At 70.0% G+C, this 16,784-nt stretch carries 14 protein-coding genes; 10 read left to right on the top strand and 4 right to left on the bottom strand.

All coding sequences use genetic code 11. The features are described from left to right. Positions 1–13 precede the first annotated feature (13 nt). On the top strand, positions 14–766 hold the full coding sequence (locus tag ACFWP5_RS24290) for an alpha/beta fold hydrolase (protein ID WP_384160202.1): 753 nt from the start codon (positions 14–16) through the stop codon (positions 764–766). Here the strand turns inward: ACFWP5_RS24290 and ACFWP5_RS24285 are convergent. Further along, the gene (locus ACFWP5_RS24285) at positions 744–1,865 is read right to left on the bottom strand and encodes a sulfatase (protein WP_384160199.1); all 1,122 of its coding nucleotides are present in this window, start codon (positions 1,863–1,865) and stop codon (positions 744–746) included. The genes ACFWP5_RS24290 and ACFWP5_RS24285 overlap by 23 nt on opposite strands. On the opposite strand from ACFWP5_RS24285, the gene ACFWP5_RS24280 reads away from it, so the two are divergent. Next, positions 1,864–2,109 carry a hypothetical protein gene (locus tag ACFWP5_RS24280; protein WP_384160196.1) on the top strand — a complete coding sequence of 82 codons (246 nt, stop codon included), beginning with the start codon at positions 1,864–1,866 and terminating at the stop codon, positions 2,107–2,109. The genes ACFWP5_RS24285 and ACFWP5_RS24280 overlap by 2 nt on opposite strands. A gap of 683 nt (positions 2,110–2,792) precedes the next feature. Here the strand turns inward: ACFWP5_RS24280 and ACFWP5_RS24275 are convergent. Then, positions 2,793–4,412, bottom strand: a complete 1,620-nt coding sequence (locus ACFWP5_RS24275) for an acyl-CoA synthetase (RefSeq protein ID WP_384160193.1) — start codon at positions 4,410–4,412, stop codon at positions 2,793–2,795. A gap of 167 nt (positions 4,413–4,579) precedes the next feature. Between ACFWP5_RS24275 and ACFWP5_RS24270 the strand changes: the two genes are divergently transcribed. The 6 genes from ACFWP5_RS24270 (at position 4,580) to ACFWP5_RS24245 (ending at position 10,037) form a co-directional block, all read left to right on the top strand. Then, a complete protein-coding gene (locus ACFWP5_RS24270) occupies positions 4,580–5,380 on the top strand; it encodes a crotonase/enoyl-CoA hydratase family protein (protein ID WP_384160190.1) in 801 nt (266 codons plus the stop codon). 116 nt (positions 5,381–5,496) lie between these two features. Then, the gene (locus ACFWP5_RS24265; protein ID WP_384160187.1) at positions 5,497–6,453 is read left to right on the top strand and encodes a Zn-ribbon domain-containing OB-fold protein; all 957 of its coding nucleotides are present in this window, start codon (positions 5,497–5,499) and stop codon (positions 6,451–6,453) included. Beyond that, positions 6,450–7,499 carry a thiolase domain-containing protein gene (locus ACFWP5_RS24260; protein ID WP_384160184.1) on the top strand — a complete coding sequence of 350 codons (1,050 nt, stop codon included), beginning with the start codon at positions 6,450–6,452 and terminating at the stop codon, positions 7,497–7,499. The genes ACFWP5_RS24265 and ACFWP5_RS24260 overlap by 4 nt, the downstream gene beginning before the upstream one ends. Continuing rightward, positions 7,496–8,662 carry a thiolase domain-containing protein gene (locus ACFWP5_RS24255; RefSeq protein ID WP_384160181.1) on the top strand — a complete coding sequence of 389 codons (1,167 nt, stop codon included), beginning with the start codon at positions 7,496–7,498 and terminating at the stop codon, positions 8,660–8,662. The genes ACFWP5_RS24260 and ACFWP5_RS24255 overlap by 4 nt, the downstream gene beginning before the upstream one ends. 82 nt (positions 8,663–8,744) lie before the next feature. Then, complete coding sequence (locus ACFWP5_RS24250; RefSeq protein WP_329243513.1) at positions 8,745–8,987, top strand: DUF397 domain-containing protein; 243 nt, start codon at positions 8,745–8,747, stop codon at positions 8,985–8,987. Between the two features lie 138 nt (positions 8,988–9,125). Beyond that, positions 9,126–10,037, top strand: coding sequence for a universal stress protein (locus ACFWP5_RS24245; RefSeq protein WP_384160178.1), 912 nt, complete (start codon positions 9,126–9,128; stop codon positions 10,035–10,037). Between the two features lie 67 nt (positions 10,038–10,104). Here ACFWP5_RS24245 and ACFWP5_RS24240 read toward each other — a convergent pair whose 3' ends face one another. Continuing rightward, positions 10,105–10,758: a pyridoxal 5'-phosphate synthase gene (locus tag ACFWP5_RS24240; RefSeq protein WP_384160175.1), complete on the bottom strand. Its 654-nt coding sequence runs from the start codon at positions 10,756–10,758 to the stop codon at positions 10,105–10,107. A 167-nt stretch (positions 10,759–10,925) separates the two neighbouring features. On the opposite strand from ACFWP5_RS24240, the gene ACFWP5_RS24235 reads away from it, so the two are divergent. Both ACFWP5_RS24235 and ACFWP5_RS24230 read left to right on the top strand, forming a co-directional pair. Continuing rightward, the gene (locus tag ACFWP5_RS24235; RefSeq protein WP_384160172.1) at positions 10,926–13,838 is read left to right on the top strand and encodes an ATP-binding protein; all 2,913 of its coding nucleotides are present in this window, start codon (positions 10,926–10,928) and stop codon (positions 13,836–13,838) included. A gap of 109 nt (positions 13,839–13,947) precedes the next feature. After that, the gene (locus tag ACFWP5_RS24230) at positions 13,948–14,445 is read left to right on the top strand and encodes a hypothetical protein (protein ID WP_384160169.1); all 498 of its coding nucleotides are present in this window, start codon (positions 13,948–13,950) and stop codon (positions 14,443–14,445) included. Positions 14,446–14,452: 7 nt separating this feature from the next. On the opposite strand, the gene ACFWP5_RS24225 is transcribed toward ACFWP5_RS24230, so the two are convergent. Further along, positions 14,453–16,423: an N-acetylmuramoyl-L-alanine amidase gene (locus ACFWP5_RS24225; RefSeq protein ID WP_384160167.1), complete on the bottom strand. Its 1,971-nt coding sequence runs from the start codon at positions 16,421–16,423 to the stop codon at positions 14,453–14,455. Positions 16,424–16,784 lie beyond the last annotated feature (361 nt).

Genomic DNA, 16,784 nt, shown 5'->3' with positions numbered 1-16,784 from the left:
TTACGTTCCCGGCATGGATATCGAGCTCCGCGCCGTCAAGGCGAACGGCATCACCCTCGCCTGCCGCGTCTGGGGCCCCGAGGAGGCGCCGCCCGTTCTCTTGCTCCACAGCCGGGGCGCCGACGGCGCCGACTGGACGCCGATCGCCGAGCGGCTCGCCACCGGACCCGTTCCGTACCGCGTGTACGCCCCCGACCTACGTGGCCACGGAACCAGCGACTGGCCCGGCACCGAGCCGGGTGCCACGGCGGAGGCGTACGCCTACGAGGCGATGCGGGACGACATGCTCGCCCTCCTCACCGTCCTCGGCATCGAACACGCCGATGTCGTCGGACACTCCCTCGGCGGCATCGTCGCGTATCTGCTCGCGCAGGAGGCGCCCGACGTCGTACGGCGGCTGGTTCTGGAGGATGTGCCGGCGCCGATCGCCTTCGACCCGCCACGGCCGCGCAGCGAACGACCGGCGGGGGAGCTGCCGTTCGACTGGGCCATGATCGAGGCCACCGACGCCACAGCGAACGACCCAGACCCCATGTGGTGGGACCACATGGGGCGGATCACCGTGCCCACGCTGCTGATCGCGGGTGGCCCCACCAGCGGGGTTCCTCAGGACAGGGTCGCCGTGCTCGTCGAGCGGATCCCCGACGCACGCCTGGTGACCGTCGACGCCGGACATCTCGTGCACGAGAACCGGCCGGAGGAGTTCCTTGCCGTCGTAGAAGCGTTCCTCGTGGGAGAGGAGGTCACTTCGCGTAGGCCGTCATGAAGCGGTCCCGGAACTTGTCCATGCCCAACACCGGTGCGTTGTCAGCCGGCTTGAGGCCGTCCGTCCAGCCCCAGCTGGAGATCTTGTCCAGCACCTTCGGGTCGTGGGCGACGATGGTGATCGGCACGTCCTTGTCGGTGGTGCCGCCGGTGACCGTCGGGACGGGCTGGTGGTCGCCGAGGAAGACGAGGACGGTGTTCTTGTTGCCGTAGCGCTGGACCCACTGGGTCAGGCTGTCCACGGAGTACTGGATGGCCTTGCGGTACTCGGTCCGCACGCGCTTCGCGCTCTTCCAGACCTCCGTCGGGTTCGTGCCCTCCTTCTTGATCTGGTTGAAGATCGTGCCGTCCCCGAGCTGGTTCCAGGGGATCGTGTGGGCGATGGGGGACCAGGGGTTGTGACTGGAGGCCAGGATGATCTCCGCCATGATCGGGTCGCGGTTCTTCTTGCCGTACTCCAGCTTCTCGAAGGACTCCAGGCTGAACTGGTCCGGCACCGGCGTCCAGCTGAAGTACGGGCCCTGGTAGCCGAGATGGGTGGAGTCGTAGATGTTGTCGAGGCCGAAGTACTTGCCCTCGGGCCAGGACTTGCGCACGCCGGGGACGATGCCGACGGTGCGCCAGGCGCCGGTCTTCTGGAAGTAGCTGGTGAGGGTCGCGCGGGTGCTGGTCGTCACGGTCCGGTACCGCTGCTGGTTCTTGATCCACAGGCCGGACAGGAACGTCGAGTGGGCGAGCCAGCTGCCGGCGCCCGTCACGGGCGACCTGAGCCACGCGCTGCGCGACGAGAAGCCGGCGGACTTGAGCCTGGCGTCGCCCGCCGTGAGCGTCTTGTCCATCTCCGGCGCCATCGTCGGGTCGTCGAGCGCGACCCGGCCGTAGCTCTCGATGAAGGTGAACAGCACGTCCTTGCCGTGCAGTCCGGTCAGGAGCTGGTTGGGCGGGGTCTTCGCGAAGGCGTCGACGGTGAGCTGCTTCTTGAAGACGTCGGCGTCTCCCAGACCGTCGCGGACGTACTGCACACGGTTGCTGAGGAACTGGCTGTAGCCCTTGGTGGCGAGCGTGACACCACCGACCTGCACGCTCAGGGTGAAGCACATGATCCACACAACACCGAGGACAAGTGTGGTGCGTACGGCCATGGGGCGGTGCGTGGCCAGTACGTCCGCCAGCCGCACCATCGCGAGTGCGCTCGCGATGAGCACGCCGACCAGCAGGACGATCACGCCGATGATCGCGAGCACCTCGCCCGAGCGACCGAACGAGTCCTTCATCCAGTCCGCCGCGTCGCTCAACAGGACCCAGTCGAAGACCAGGTCGAACGGCCGCGCCAGGGTCTCGTAGAAGCCCATGTCGAGGCACTTCAGGACGGTGGACAGCCCGACGAACGCACCCAGGATCACGGCAGTGATCCGCCGGGCCCTCGACGGCAGCGCGAGCAGCACGACCGCGAGGACGATCAGTTCCACGGGGAGGCGGAGGAACGACTGGAACGTCATCCGGTCGAGGCGGTCGGGCACGACGAGCGCGACGAGCAGCAGCGCACCGGCCAGCACACTCATGCCCACCCCAACGGCACGTGAGGTGCGCGGGTAACGACGGCGCCAGCCGAACAAACCCGGGCGGGGCGGGAGTTGGGATGACTGTTCGGCAGAGTCAGCGGGCTCGGCAGACTCAGCCAACTCGGCTGACTCAGTCGATTCGGGCGACTCGGCAGATTCAGATGCGTCGGCAGAGGCTGGCGAGTCGGGTGCGTCGCTCAAGTCGGCTGGCTCGGCTGATGCGTTCGCCTCGGGTGGCTCCTGTGGTTCGGGCGATTCGGCGGCGGCCTCCGTCGCCGCTGTCGGGTCGGTCTCCCCAGAGGCCTTCTGATCCGGCAATGGGTGAGAGCGAGTGAAGAGCGGCACCCGAACGTCCTTCCGTGCTGAGCCCGGTGACGGCATGGCGGACCTGGCCCGGGCCACCAAATCCGTCACCACCAGTACGGCCGCACGCTACCGCCAGTTCAATCCGGCGTCCGCACTGACTCACCGATCTGCCGAGACCGCCACCTCCCGCGCCCACCGGTAGTCCGCCTTGCCGCTGGGCGACCGCTGGATGGACTCCGCGATCACCAACTGGCGCGGGATCTTGTACCCGGCGAGGTGGGTGCGGCAGTGCGTCTGAATGTCGTCCAGGGATGGCTGTTCCGCACCCACGCGCAGTTGTACGACGGCGGCCACATGGTTGCCCCACCGCACGTCCGGCACCCCGGCCACCAGCGCGTCGTAGACATCCGGATGCGACTTGAGCGCCTGCTCGACCTCCTCCGGATACACCTTCTCCCCACCGGTGTTGATGCACTGGGAGCCACGGCCGAGGACCGTGACGACGCCCTCCTCGTCCACGGTCGCCATGTCGCCCAGCAGGACCCACCGCTCGCCGTCCTTCTCGAAGAAGGTCTCGGCGGTTTTCCTCGGGTCGTTGTAGTAGCCGAGCGGTACGTGACCGCACTGGGCGACCCGGCCGATCTCACCGACGGCGACCGGCTCGTGCGTGGCCGGATCGACAACCTGCGTACGTGAGTTGACGCGGACGCGGAAGCCGCGTGCGGGGCCCGAGTCGGCCGTGGCCGTCCCGTTGAAGCCGGATTCGGACGAGCCGAAGTTGTTGAGGAGCATCGTGTTCGGGACGAGTGCCTGGAACTGTGCGCGCACCGTCTCCGACATGATCGCGCCCGACGACGAGACGCTGAACATCGACGAGCAATCGGTGCCCTTCATGGGGCCGTTGAGGGCGTCGATCAGCGGGCGAAGCATCGCGTCGCCGACCAGGGACATGCTGGTGACCTTCTCCCTCTCGACGGTCCGCAGCACCTCCTCGGGCACGAACTTGCGGTGGATCACGATGCGTTGGCCGAAGTTGAAGCCGATGAACGCGGTGAGCGTGGAGGTGCCGTGCATCAGCGGGGGAGTGGGGAAGAAGGTGATCCCCGCCCCGCCGGCCGCGACCCGCTCGGCCAACTCCTCGGGCTTCTTCACCGGTTCACCGGTCGGCGCGCCGCCGCCGAGCCCGGAGAAGAACAGGTCCTCCTGGCGCCACATCACGCCCTTGGGCATCCCGGTCGTGCCGCCGGTGTAGATGATGAACTGGTCGTCCGCCGACCGCGCCGGGAACCCGCGCTCGGGAGACCCGGTGGCTTCCGCGTCCGTGAAGGCCACGGCGGGTACGTCCGGCCCGTCCGCCGGCGCCGCTCCCACCCGTACCAGGTGCCGCAGTTGCTCCACACGCGGCAGCGAGGCCGCCACCCGCTCGGTGAACTCCGTGTCGAAGACGAGCGCCACGAGATCGGCGTCGCGGTAGAGGTACACCAACTCCTCTTCGACGTAGCGGTAGTTGACGTTGACGGGTACGACCCGCGCCTTGAGGCAGCCCAGCACCGTCTGCAAGTACTCGACGCTGTTGTAGAGATGGAGCCCGAGGTGCTCACCCGGGCGTATCCCGGTGTCGATCAGATGATGGGCGATGCGGTTCGCGGCCGCGTCCAACTCCGTGTAGGTCAGGCGGCGTTCCGCGCCCGTGCCCGGGTGGTCGATGTACACGAGCGCCTCGCGGTCCGGGACCACGTCGACGACCGACTCGAACAGGTCGGCAATGTTGTACTCCACCACTCCTCCTGACGTCGGTTCGCCGGTCATCAGAGCAAAGGGCGCGGCAACTGTGAAGGGTCCGCGCAGAAGAAATCTGACTGAGTGTCAGAAACCCCTTGTACTGGCAGGGCACCTCCTGCAACCTGTTCTCGTTCCGGAGGCGATACGGCGACGGGAGGACGGCAATGGGCGGTACGGAACACCTGACCGTGCGGCGCGAAGGCGCCACACTGGTGCTCACGCTCAACAGGCCCGAGGCCAAGAACGCGCTCTCGTTGCCGATGCTGGTCGGGCTCTACGACGGCTGGGTCGAGGCCGACGCGGACGACGCGATCCGCTCGATCGTGCTGACCGGCGCCGGTGGCGCGTTCTGCGCGGGCATGGACCTCAAGGCCCTGGCCGGCAAGGGCATGGAGGGGCAGCAGTACCGCGAACGGCTTGCCGCCGACCCTGATCTGCACTGGAAGGCGATGCTGCGCCACCACCGGCCCCGCAAGCCGGTGATCGCCGCCGTCGAGGGGTACTGCGTGGCCGGCGGTACGGAGATCCTCCAGGGCACCGACATCCGGGTCGCGGGGGAGTCCGCGACGTTCGGCCTGTTCGAGGTCAAGCGCGGGCTGTTCCCGATCGGCGGCTCAACTGTTCGGCTCCAGCGGCAGATTCCGCGTACGCATGCCTTGGAGATGCTGCTCACCGGGCGGCCGTACAGCGCGCGGGAGGCGGCGGACGTCGGTCTCGTCGGACATGTCGTGCCGGACGGTACGGCGCTTGCCAAGGCGCTGGAGATCGCCGAACTCGTCAACGGGTGTGCGCCGTTGGCGGTCGAGGCGGTCAAGGCGTCGGTGTATGAGACGGCGGAGCTGACCGAGACGGAGGGGCTCGCCGCTGAGCTCAAGAGGGGCTGGCCGATCTTTGACACCGCCGATGCGAAGGAGGGGGCCCGTGCCTTTGCGGAGAAGCGGCCGGCTGCTTATAGGCGGGCGTAGGTGCTCCGCTGGTCGGCCGGATTTTGTCTGCGGGCTCGTTGTGGCTGGTCGCGCAGTTCCCCGCGCCCCTTTGGGGCGCGACCCACTGACCCTGCTCTGAAGGAGGCAAGCCCCCGATGCCCGAAGTCCTCAAAGCTCCCCTGGTTCTTGAATTCCCCTTCACTCGCTCCCTCGGCCCCGTTCAGAGTGCCTTTCTCACTGGTCTGCGTGAACGTGTCGTCCTCGGGGTGAAGACCGGTGACGGGCGCACCCTCGTGCCGCCTGTCGAGTACGACCCCGTTACCGCCGAGGAGATCCGCGATCTCGTCGAGGTCGCCGCCACCGGCACGGTCACCACCTGGGCCTGGAACCACGAACCCCGGCGCGGTCAGCCCCTCGGCACTCCCTTCGCCTGGGTCCTGGTCCGACTCGACGGTGCCGACACCGCCCTCCTGCACGCCCTTGACGCCCCCGGCCCCGACGCCGTGCACACCGGCATGCGCGTCCGTGTTCGGTGGGCCGAGGAACGCACCGGTGCCATCACAGACATCGCCTGCTTCGAGCCGTACGAGGACGGAGGCGAAGGCGACGGAGAACGTCAACCTGCCGCCCACACAGGCGAGTTCGAGGACATGGTCACCGGCATCGTGGCCCCCGCGCGTCTCGACTACGTCTACTCGCCCGGCCGCGCCCAGACCGACTACATCCACGCGCTCTCCGAACAACGCACCGTCGGCGAACGCTGCCCCTCCTGCCGCAAGGTGTACGTCCCGCCGAGGGGTGCGTGCCCCACATGCGGTGTCGCCACAGCGGAACATGTCGAAGTGGGTCCGTGCGGCACAGTGACCACGTTCTGCATCGTCAACATCAAGGCGAAGAACCTCGACATCGAGGTGCCGTACGTCTACGCGCACATCGCCCTCGACGGCGCCGACCTCGCGCTGCACGGACGGGTCGGCGGCATCCCCTACGACCAGGTGCGCATGGGACTGCGCGTCGAGGCGGTGTGGAGCGAGGGCAGCCGCTATCCGGACCACTACCGGCCGACCGGCGAGCCCGACGCGGACTACGACGTCTACAAGGAGCTGCTGTGATACGGGAGATCGCCGTCGTCGCCTTCGCGCAGACCGACCACCGGCGCACCACCGACGAGCTCTCCGAGGTGGAGATGCTCATGCCGGTCCTGCACGGCGTCCTCGAACAGACCGGCCTGAAGACCGCCGACATCGACTTCACCTGCTCCGGCTCCAGCGACTACCTCGCCGGCCGCGCCTTCTCCTTCACCCTCGCCCTCGACGGCGTCGGCGCCTGGCCGCCGATCTCCGAGTCGCACGTCGAGATGGACGGCGCCTGGGCGCTCTACGAGGCGTGGACCAAGCTCCTGACCGGCGACGCCGACACCGCGCTCGTGTACTCGTACGGCAAGTCGTCCCCCGGCTCCGTACGCGACGTCCTGACCCGCCAGCTCGACCCGTACTACGTCGCCCCCCTCTGGCCGGACTCCGTAGCCCTGGCCGCCCTCCAGGCCCAGGCCCTCATCGACGCGGGCGACACCGACGAACCCGCGCTCGCCGCAGTGGCGGCCCGCAGCCGGACGGACGCGAGCGCCAACTCCCATGCCCAAGTGAGGGGTTCGGTACCGCAGGGCGACTATGTCGTTCGGCCGCTGCGCACCGGCGACTGTCCGCCGGTCGGTGACGGCGCCGCCGCCGTGATCCTCGCGGCCGGAGACCGGGCCCGCGAACTGTGTGAACGGCCCGCCTGGATCAAGGGGATCGACCACCGCATCGAGGCGCACGGCCTGGGCGTACGGGAGTTGACCGACTCGCCGTCCACCCGGCTCGCCGCCGAGAAGGCCGGCGCCTTCGAACGGCCCGTCGACACCGCCGAGTTGCACGCGCCCTTCACCGCGCAGGAGGTCGTCCTGTGCAAGGCGCTGCGGCTCGGCGACGACGTGCGCGTCAACCCGTCCGGCGGAGCCCTCGCCGCGAACCCCGTCATGGCCGCCGGGCTCATCCGCGTCGGCGAGGCCGCCGCCCGCATCCACCGGGGCGAGTCCGATCGGGCGCTCGCCCACGCCACCTCCGGTCCCTGTCTGCAACAGAACCTGGTCGCCGTACTCGAAGGGGATCCGCGATGAGCAAGGAGCCCGTGGCCGTCGTAGGGATCGGCCAGACCAAGCACGTCGCCGCGCGGCGGGACGTGTCGATCGCGGGACTGGTGCGGGAGGCGGCTCAACGGGCGCTGGACGACGCCGAGTTGACGTGGGCCGACGTCGACGCCGTCGTCATCGGCAAGGCGCCCGACTTCTTCGAGGGCGTCATGATGCCCGAGCTGTATCTCGCCGACGCGCTGGGCGCCGTAGGGAAGCCCATGCTGCGGGTGCACACCGCCGGGTCAGTGGGTGGGTCGACCGCCTTGGTCGCGGCCAACCTCGTCGCCGCTCGCGTGCACGGCACGGTCCTCACCCTCGCCTTCGAGAAGCAGTCCGAGTCGAACGCCATGTGGGGGCTGTCCCTGCCAGTTCCCTTCCAGCAGCCGTTGCTGGCAGGTGCGGGCGGGTTCTTCGCGCCGCACGTGCGCGCCTACATGCGGCGCACCGGAGCACCCGACACAGTCGGCTCCCTGGTGGCGTACAAAGACCGGCGCAACGCGCTGAAGAACCCGTACGCGCATCTCCACGAGCACGACATCACCCTGGAGAAGGTCCAGGCCTCGCCGATGCTCTGGGACCCGATCCGCTACTCGGAGACCTGCCCCTCCTCGGACGGCGCCTGCGCGATGGTCCTGACCGACCGCGCGGGAGCGGCCCGCGCACCACGTCCGGCGGCCTGGATGCATGGCGGCGCCATGCGTAGCGAACCCACACTGTTCGCCGGAAAGGACTGTGTGTCGCCACAGGCCGGCAAGGACTGCGCGGCCGACGTGTACCGGCAGGCCGGGATCGCCGACCCGCGCCGGGACATCGACGCCGTGGAGATGTACGTGCCGTTCTCCTGGTACGAGCCCATGTGGCTGGAGAACCTCGGATTCGCCGAGGAGGGGGAGGGCTGGAAACTCACCGAATCGGGCGTGACCGAGCTGGACGGCGACCTTCCCGTGAACATGTCAGGGGGTGTTCTGTCGACCAATCCGATCGGCGCCTCCGGCATGATCCGCTTCGCGGAGGCCGCCCTCCAGGTTCGCGGCCAAGCCGGAGAACACCAGGTGGAAGGGGCCCGACGGGTTCTCGGGCACGCCTACGGCGGCGGATCCCAGTTCTTCTCGATGTGGCTCGTGGGCAGCGAACCCCCCGCCTCCTGAAAGGTCCCCCTCACGTGGCCTGTTGGCATCAGAAACCGATCGCTAGGCTGGCCGCGGACGACGAATCGGGAGGAGCACGGACGTGGCCGAGAGCACCATCCAGCAGCACCCGCTTGCCGGCTGGGACAAGCCGGAGCTGGACCTCAGTGACGCCGATTGGCACTCAGGCAGCCGTGGGCGGGGGGATGTCCAGATCGCTTTTGTCGAGGGATTCATCGCGATGCGCAACAGCGGCCGCCCGGAAAGCCCTTCCTTGATCTTCACGCCCGCGGAATGGGGCGCGTTCGTGTCGGGGGCGCGGGAGGGGGAGTTCGACCTGACCTGAAGGGTGTCCCACCCGCCCTGAAGGGTGTCCCACCTGATTTTCCGGACACGCGACCTTGAGAACCCTTCTGGAGCCGATGCCTGAGCGAGGCTGGCCCCAGAGGGGGAAGGTCCCCGTTACTCCGGAGGTGAGGAACCCATGAGCACCCTGCCGGTCATCGCGGCGGTCGACGGTTCGGACGACAGCCTGCGCGCCCTGGACTGGGCCCTCGACGCGGCCCGTGGACGCGGGGCGCCGTTGCGGGTCGTCCATGTGTGGCAGTACGCCGCCGCCTGGACACCGCCCGGCGTCCTGGTCGACGGACCGCCGGACCCGGACGAGGACGAGGTGCTCGACCAGGTCCGTACGTATCTCGAAGGACGTGCCGACCGGCCGGTCATGGAGTACCTCGGGCTGCAGGGCGCGCCGGGCGCCGTACTGCCCGAACTCGGTTCCACCGCACAGCTGTTGGTGCTCGGCTCCCGGGGCCGCGGCGGCTTCGCCAGCCTGCTGCTCGGCTCCAACGGCATGGCCGCCGCCCGCGACGCCGACTGCCCCGTCGTCGTGGTGCCCCGGCCCGGCCGCGAGGTCCACGGCGCGATTCCGGCTGAACCCGAACCCGGCCCCCGGGTGGTAGTCGGCCTGCACGTGGACAGCCCCGACGAGACCACCCTCGCCTTCGCCTTCGCCGAGGCCGCCCTGCGCGGAGCCCGCCTCCAGGTCGTCGCCGCCTACCCGTGGCCGCCGCAGTCCTGGGCGTCCCCCGGCGAACTCGTCCCGCCGGTCATCGACCAGGACGCCATCGAGAACGAGACCCGCACCCTCACCGAGGCCCTTCTCGCCCCGCACCGCGAACACCACCCGGACGTCCCCACCGAGCCGTACGTCGCCCCGGGCGACGCGGCCGGCCACCTCGTCGCGGCCTCCAAGGACGCCGACCTGGTCGTCGTGGGCCGCCATCGCCGCCGCCTGCTGTCCCCGGCCCGGCTGCTCGGCTCGGTCACCCAGGCGGTCCTGCTGCACGCGGCGAGTCCGGTCGCGGTGGTGCCGCCGACGGCGTTGGAGGAGTGAGATTCGTCCACGAGGGGTTGCCGCCGATGTCGGGGTGAAGTTGCTTGTCCTGTAAGTGAGTTACCGCTCACGGCCACAGCAACTGCTTGCGCCGGCCCTCGCCCTCACGGACGCACACGAGCCGCGTATGCCGTCGTTCCCTGTCGCCCTGCCAGAACTCCACCGACTCCGGCCGCACGGTGTGCGGGGTCCAGCCGGGGGCCGCGAGGTCCGGTTCGTCCTCAAGTCGCTCCGGTGACTCCTTGACGGCGGCGTCCCGTTCGGCGAGGTCCGCGAGGGGCTGCGACTGGCGGCCGAGGAGTGCCTCCGCGCGGGCGCCGGCGCCGCGCGCCAGGAAGTCCGCCGCGCTGTCCCCCTCGCCCGCCGCCACGACGGGACCGCGTACCCGGACCTGGCGGGCGAGCGGCGACCAGTAGAACGGCAGGGCGGCGAAAGGGCGTTGGACGAGATCGCGGGCCTTGGCGCTGCCGCCGTCCGACGCGAACCGCCGGCCGTCGGCCCCAACGCCCTTGAGGATCAAGGTCCGTGCCGTCGGGTTGCCATCGGCGCCGGCCGTCGAGACAGTCATCGCGCGCGGCTCGCGCATACCGGCCACCAGCGCCCCCAGCAGCCACTGCGTGAACAACCCGGCCGGGGTGTCCGGCGCCACCAAGGGGTCGAGGAACGGCAGTTGACCCGCGAAGACCCCCAGGTCAGGCAGCAGTTGCCGTAGATCGTCCATCGACGTTCTCCTCCAGAACTGATGGACGGTGGTCCGGAGAACCGGCCGGTACGCCTTCGTCGAGTACCGGGTCGCGCGACCCTCGGGAAGCGTACGCTGAGGTCCCTGTAGCTCACGGTGCGCGTTCGCTTCTTGCGCGGGCGCACGACCGTGGCAGGGGGTATGGCATGGGGCAGCGGAGTGCACGCAGCAGAAGGACACTCTTCGAACGGGAGAGTGAACTCGCCGCCGTGGACGAGGCGTTGGGCGAACTCACCGGTCTGCGCACGGACGGCGGCGAACCGGGCGACCGGCGGCGCGGTGCCCTGCTCGCCTTCGCGGGACGCGCCGGCATCGGCAAGACCACCCTCCTCACCGAAGCGCGCCGTCGCGCCGCCGCCCAGGGCTGCACCGTGCTGTCCGCGCGAGGCGGCGACCAGGAACAGCGCGTCGCCTTCCACGTCGCCCGACAACTGCTGCAGCCGCAGTTCGCCGGCTCGGCCGACGCAGATCTCCGTTCCTCACTGGGCAGTTGGTACGACATCGTCGGCCCCGCCCTCGGTCTGCGCGCGCCCACCGAAGGCTCCCCGCCCGACCAGCAGGGTCTGCGCGACGGGCTCGACTGGGTACTCACCCACCTCGCGGTGAAGCGTGCCCCGATGGTCCTCGTCCTCGACGACGCGCACTGGGCCGACCCAGAATCCCTGGGCTGGCTGGCCGCGTTCGCGCCCCGCGCCGAGCAACTCCCGCTGCTGGTCGTGGTCGCCTACCGGCCCGACGAACTCCCCGACCACGCCGAGTCGTTCAGGGGACTGCCCGGCAGGGCCGGCGGACGCCCCCTCGACCTCGAACCGCTCAGCGTCGCCGCCGTGGCCGACCTGGTGCGGGAGGCGCTGGGCGAGCACGCCGACGACGCGTTCTGCCACGAGTGCTGGGCCGTCACCGCCGGGAACCCCTTCGAGACCGTCGAGCTCACCGCCAAGATCCACGACCGGGGCCTGACCCCCACCGAGGCCGGGGCCGACCAACTGCGCGACCTCGCCGCCGCCGTCAAGGGCAGCGGCCTCACCACCCGCCTCGAACGCCTCGGCACCTCGACCGTCCGTTTCGCCTGGGCCTGCGCGGTCCTCGGCACCGAGACCCATCCGATGCTCGCCGCCGCCGTCGCCGGACTCGGCCACGAGGAGGCGGCCGACGCCCTCGACGCGCTGCGCGGCGCCCGCATCCTCACCGGCACGCTCACTGCCGCGGGCAGGCTCGAATTCGTGCACCCGCTCATCGCCACCGCCGTCTACCGGGCCATCCCCGCCGGCGTTCGCGTGGCCCTGCACGGCCAGGCCGCCTGGTGCGTCATCAACGAAGGTCAGGGACCCTCCGCCGCCGCCCGCCACCTCATGGAGACCCACCCCGACGGCGACAACTGGGTGGTCCAGCAACTGCGCGCGGCGGCCGGCGAGACCCTGCGCGCGGGCGCCCCCGACACGGCCCGCAGCTACCTCGCCCGCGCCCTGCGCGAACCCCCGCCCTTCGACGACCGGGCCGCCGTCCTGTACGAACTGGGCAGCGCCTCCCTGCTCACCGAACCGGCGACCACCGTCAACCATCTGAGGGCCGCCCTCGAAGAGCCGATCAGCGACGCGGGCCTGCGGCAGAACATCGTCTACCGCCTCTCCCAGGTCCTCGCCCACAGCGACCGCCTCGCCGAGGCCTCCGACACCCTCGCCCGCGAGATCCGCGTCACCGACGACGCCCGGGTCAAACTGCGCATGCTCTCCGAGCAGTTCATGTGGGACGCCTTCCGCGCCGACGAACCCGACCACCCCTCGCGCTCCCGCCGCCTCACCAAACTCGCCGACCGCCTCAAGGGCCGCGACCTCACCGAGCGGTACATCATCGGCCTGCGCACCTGGGACGCCGTACTCCGTGGTGAACCCGCACATGTGGCCCTGCACCATGCCGAGCGGGCACTGGACGGTGGCCTCGGCTGGGCGGAGGCCGACCGCGGCTTCGAGGTGCCGGTGCTGGTCGCCCTCACCTTCATGTACTGCGACCGACCGGGCCGCGCGGAGGAACTGTTCGCCACCGGCATCGCCGACTTCGAACAGCAGGGCTGGCGCGGCGCGCACCTGTCCTTCGGGTACACCTTCCTCGGCTACCTCCGTTACCGGCGCGGCCGGCTCGCCGAGGCCGAGGACTTCGCCCGCGCGGGACTGCGCCTCGCCGAACGAGTCGGGCCCGGCACCCCCGTCTACTGGTACGGCACCGGCATCCTCATCGAGGTCCTGCTGGCCCGCGGCCGGGTCGCGGAGGCCGTACACCTCGCCGAGGACCACGACTTCGCGGAGCCCTTCCCGGCCGCCGTCGTCTTCCCGGACGCCCAGACCGTGTACGGCGAACTGCTGCTGGCCCGCGGCCTCACCAAGGAGGCCGCCGCCGAACTGGCCTCCGCCGGCCGCCGTTTGGACCCGCGTGGCATCCGCAACCCCGCCTGGTGCCCCTGGCAGCTCCACCTCGCCCGCGCCGAACGCCACGACACCCCCGAGCGCGCCGTCGCCACCGCCCACGAAGCGGTCGCCCGCGCCCGGCAGTTCGGCACCCCGTCCGCCATCGGCCAGGCCCTGCGCATCGCCGCCGAGGTCTCCTCCGGCTCGGCCCGCGCCAAACTCCTGGAAGAGTCCGTCACCCACCTCGAACGCTCCCCGGCCGCCTACGAGTTGGCCTGCGCCCTCGTCGCCCTCGGCACCGAACTCCGCCGAGTCGGCAGGCCCAGGGAAGCCGGCGACCTCCTCTACCGAGGCCTCGACGCTGCCGTCCAGTGCGCCGCCGACGGCCTCGCGGACACGACCCGCGCCGAACTGGAGGCAGCGGGCCTACGTCCCCGCCGCCTCCACAGCACCGAAACAGACACCCTCACCTCCCAAGAACGCGCAGCCGCGACCCTGGCCGCCCACGGCAGCACGGACCACGAGATAGCCGTAGAACTCCACATGGACGAGCAGACGGCAGTACGCCTCCTCTCAGCGACCTACCGAAAACTGGGCACGGACCACACAGGCCTGGAAACGGCACTGATTCAACCTTCGGAAGGCCGAGTTCCCTAGGGGCGCGGGGAACTGCGCGCTCAGTCCCCATGCACCCGCACCCGACAACGCATCCGGAACCCACGTGACCTCGCGCACATCGCCGAACGGCACCGCGTACCATTGCGACATGTCGTTCCTCCGCCGCCGCAGCGCCACCCCCGCCGGCCCCGAATTCGATGTGCTGGCCATGGACCCGGGCGACTGGCCCGGCAACCTGGGCGCCGGTCTGCTGCCCGCTCCCGACGGCTCCTGCCAGGGTGTGTTCCTGCGGTACGACCTGTTCGGCGGCCGCGGCCCCGCGATGGTCATCGGCAATCTGCCGGAGGGCTCCCCGGCCCGTGACATCGCCGAGGACGAGATCCCCTTCGAGGTCGCCCAACTGCTCCTCGCGCTGGAGAACGACGAGGAGGTGACCGTCGTAGGCACCGAGGACATGCCGGTGATGCAGGGCGACAACCTGCTGATCGTGCGTCGCCTCAAGCTCTCCGAGAGCCGGATCTCCTGCGTCCAGTTCGACCGCAGCGACAACGTCCTGGTCACCATCGCCGCCTGGGACCGCCCCATCACGGACGACCTCTACGCCCTGCTGAAACCGCTCCCGGCGGAACTGTTCCAGCAGGGCTGAGGCACGGCTACCGGCCTGACCGCTCCACCGTCACGTCGGCGGCCCGCACGAACTCCACGCGGTGGCCGTACTGGATCTCGTAGTAGAGATCCTTTCCTACGACGACCTTGTGCGAGTCGGTGGTGAAGGTGACCGCGTAGTAGTACTCGCCGGGCACCTGGTCACCGACCACGTACTTCTGGCCCGTGAGCAGCTTGTACGGCAGCGGGGACACCGTCTGGACGGGCACTCCCGTCGGATAGGCCGAGGCCTCCGGGTAGGCGCGGCCGTACACCGGGACGCTGTCCACACCCTCCTTCGGCGTCACCACCAGGCCCGCCGCCTTCACGGCGGTGGGGTGTTTCTTCGGGTTCTTGAACCAGGCCTCCTGACCCAGGTACCAGATCGCCGTCCAGTCCCCGGAACGGTCGGCCACCGCGTACTGCTGCCCGGTGGACACCCGTGAGGAGAGGTCGTTGACGCCGGTCGTCGGGGTCGTCCCGAGGCCGATGTCCTTGATCAGGGGGTAGGTCTCGCCGGGCCCGGAGTACAGCCGGACCTCGCTCGACCCGTGCACCGCGCACGGCTGTCCGGCGGTGACGCAGCCCGTGTACACCGGCTGGTTGCCGGCGTAGTCGGGGCGGATCGTCACCAGGCCGCCGCTCTTCCTCGCGGTCTGCTTGACGGGGTGGCCCAGCAGGTCGAAGTAGTGCGCCCAGTCCCAGTACGGGCCCGGGTCCGTGTGCATTCCGGGGACCGTGGACGTGGTCGGGCCCGGCACGTTGTCGTGGCCGAGGATGTGCTGCCGGTCCAGCGGGATGCCGTACTTCTTGGTCAGGTACGACACCAGCCGCGCCGACGAGCGGTACATCGCCTCCGTGTACCAGGCGTCCGGCGCGGCGAGGAAGCCCTCGTGCTCGATGCCGATCGACTTGGCGTTGATGTACCAGTTGCCCGCGTGCCAGGCCACGTCCTTGGCCTTCACATGCTGGGCGATCAACCCATCGGTGGAGCGGATCGTGTAGTTCCACGACACATAGGTGGGGTCCTGGACCAGGTTCAGGACACCGTCCCACTGGCCTTCCGTGTCATGGATGACGATGTACTTGATGCTCTGCGACGCGGGCCGGTCGCCCAGGTCGTGGTTGCCGTAGTCGTTGTCCCCGAACTCGGAGTACGGCGCCGGGATCCACTCGCAGGACACCTTCTTGGGGCACTCCGTGCCGTCGGCGGAGACCGTGCGCAACCCTGCCTGCTTCAGCTGCGCGGTGTCGGGCGCGAGGTCCGGTCGGGCGGCCAGGGTGACCTGCTGCCCGGCGTCCGTGGTGCGCGCCTCGCCGGTGTGGATCACGTCGTAGACATCGTTGGCATACGAGGCCGCCGTCGCCGTGTCGTCCGCGCCGGAGAAGCGCGCGATCGCGCCGTACCAGTCGGCCGGGTCCTGGCTCAGCGACTCACCGAGGTTCTTCTGGGCGTCGGCCAGCAGTGCGGCACCGCCGGCCACGTTGGCGGTCTCGTCGGTACGCAGGTCGGTCGCCGGAAGGCCGGTCAGCTCGGCCGCCTTCGCCAACGTCTTGAGGCGGGCCGGGAGTTGGGACTCCGCCGGGATCTGCGTGGTGGGGTGCAGGGCCGGGCGGGCGCTGTCGCCGCGGGCGTCCTCGGTGCCCTCGCTCAGGTGCTCCGTCGCGGCGAGGGCGGTGCGGGCGTCCGTGAGGTGCATCGGGCCGTAGCCGCCGGTCACGCTCGGCGCTCCGCCGTGCGTGTCCCAGCGGGACTGGAGGTAGGAGACGGCCAGCAGAACCGTCTGCGGCACGTGGTACTGAGCGGACGCCGACGCGAACGCCCGCTGGAGGGTGGTGTCGGAGGAGTCGGTGGAGCTCTCCGAGGGGGCCGCGCCCAGCAGGGGCAGCAGCAGGGCGGCGGTGGCGAGCGCGCCGGCGGACCGGCGCGTGCGTCTGTGTCCGGGAGAGCGGGTGGGGTCGGTCGAGGATCCTCGCAATGCAGCCTCCTGGGACGGTGGGATTGTCATGAACCGTGCGGGGCCGGGCGTGCGTCAGTGGTACCGGCTGGCCGACGATCCGTCAATCATGCCCAGAGGATGGGATTTCCCATGTCAACAGGGGATGCGAGGAGTTTCGTGGCGGTGGTGTCCGGGCCTGCGGGGCGTCAGTGGAGTACACCAATGGGGGGAGGGCGGAGGGGCCCGGACAGACATATATAGGCCGGACACATAGAGGTCGGCCATATGCGGACACATGGAGGTAGGCCATATGTCGGCCGGACACACGACGGTCCGCGGTGCGCCGCTGCGGGGCGCACCGCGGACCGTCGTCCCCCTCAGCGAGTGCCGCACGCCGCAC

The sequence above is a fragment of the Streptomyces sp. NPDC058469 genome (assembly GCF_042721125.1).
Classification (GTDB): domain Bacteria; phylum Actinomycetota; class Actinomycetes; order Streptomycetales; family Streptomycetaceae; genus Streptomyces.
Note: the sequence above shows the minus strand (reverse complement) of the source record. Positions and strands in the feature narration are given on the sequence as shown.

What these genes read in the sequence shown, in the direction of transcription:
- ACFWP5_RS24290 (WP_384160202.1), top strand. Translation starts at nt 14, where the DNA reads ATGGATATCGAGCTCCGCGCCGTCAAGGCGAACGGCATCACCCTCGCC.
- ACFWP5_RS24280 (WP_384160196.1), top strand. Translation starts at nt 1,864, where the DNA reads ATGATCCACACAACACCGAGGACAAGTGTGGTGCGTACGGCCATGGGG.
- ACFWP5_RS24285 (WP_384160199.1), bottom strand. Translation starts at nt 1,865, where the DNA reads ATGTGCTTCACCCTGAGCGTGCAGGTCGGTGGTGTCACGCTCGCCACC.
- ACFWP5_RS24270 (WP_384160190.1), top strand. Translation starts at nt 4,580, where the DNA reads ATGGGCGGTACGGAACACCTGACCGTGCGGCGCGAAGGCGCCACACTG.
- ACFWP5_RS24265 (WP_384160187.1), top strand. Translation starts at nt 5,497, where the DNA reads ATGCCCGAAGTCCTCAAAGCTCCCCTGGTTCTTGAATTCCCCTTCACT.
- ACFWP5_RS24255 (WP_384160181.1), top strand. Translation starts at nt 7,496, where the DNA reads ATGAGCAAGGAGCCCGTGGCCGTCGTAGGGATCGGCCAGACCAAGCAC.
- ACFWP5_RS24245 (WP_384160178.1), top strand. Translation starts at nt 9,126, where the DNA reads ATGAGCACCCTGCCGGTCATCGCGGCGGTCGACGGTTCGGACGACAGC.
- ACFWP5_RS24240 (WP_384160175.1), bottom strand. Translation starts at nt 10,758, where the DNA reads ATGGACGATCTACGGCAACTGCTGCCTGACCTGGGGGTCTTCGCGGGT.
- ACFWP5_RS24235 (WP_384160172.1), top strand. Translation starts at nt 10,926, where the DNA reads ATGGGGCAGCGGAGTGCACGCAGCAGAAGGACACTCTTCGAACGGGAG.
- ACFWP5_RS24230 (WP_384160169.1), top strand. Translation starts at nt 13,948, where the DNA reads ATGTCGTTCCTCCGCCGCCGCAGCGCCACCCCCGCCGGCCCCGAATTC.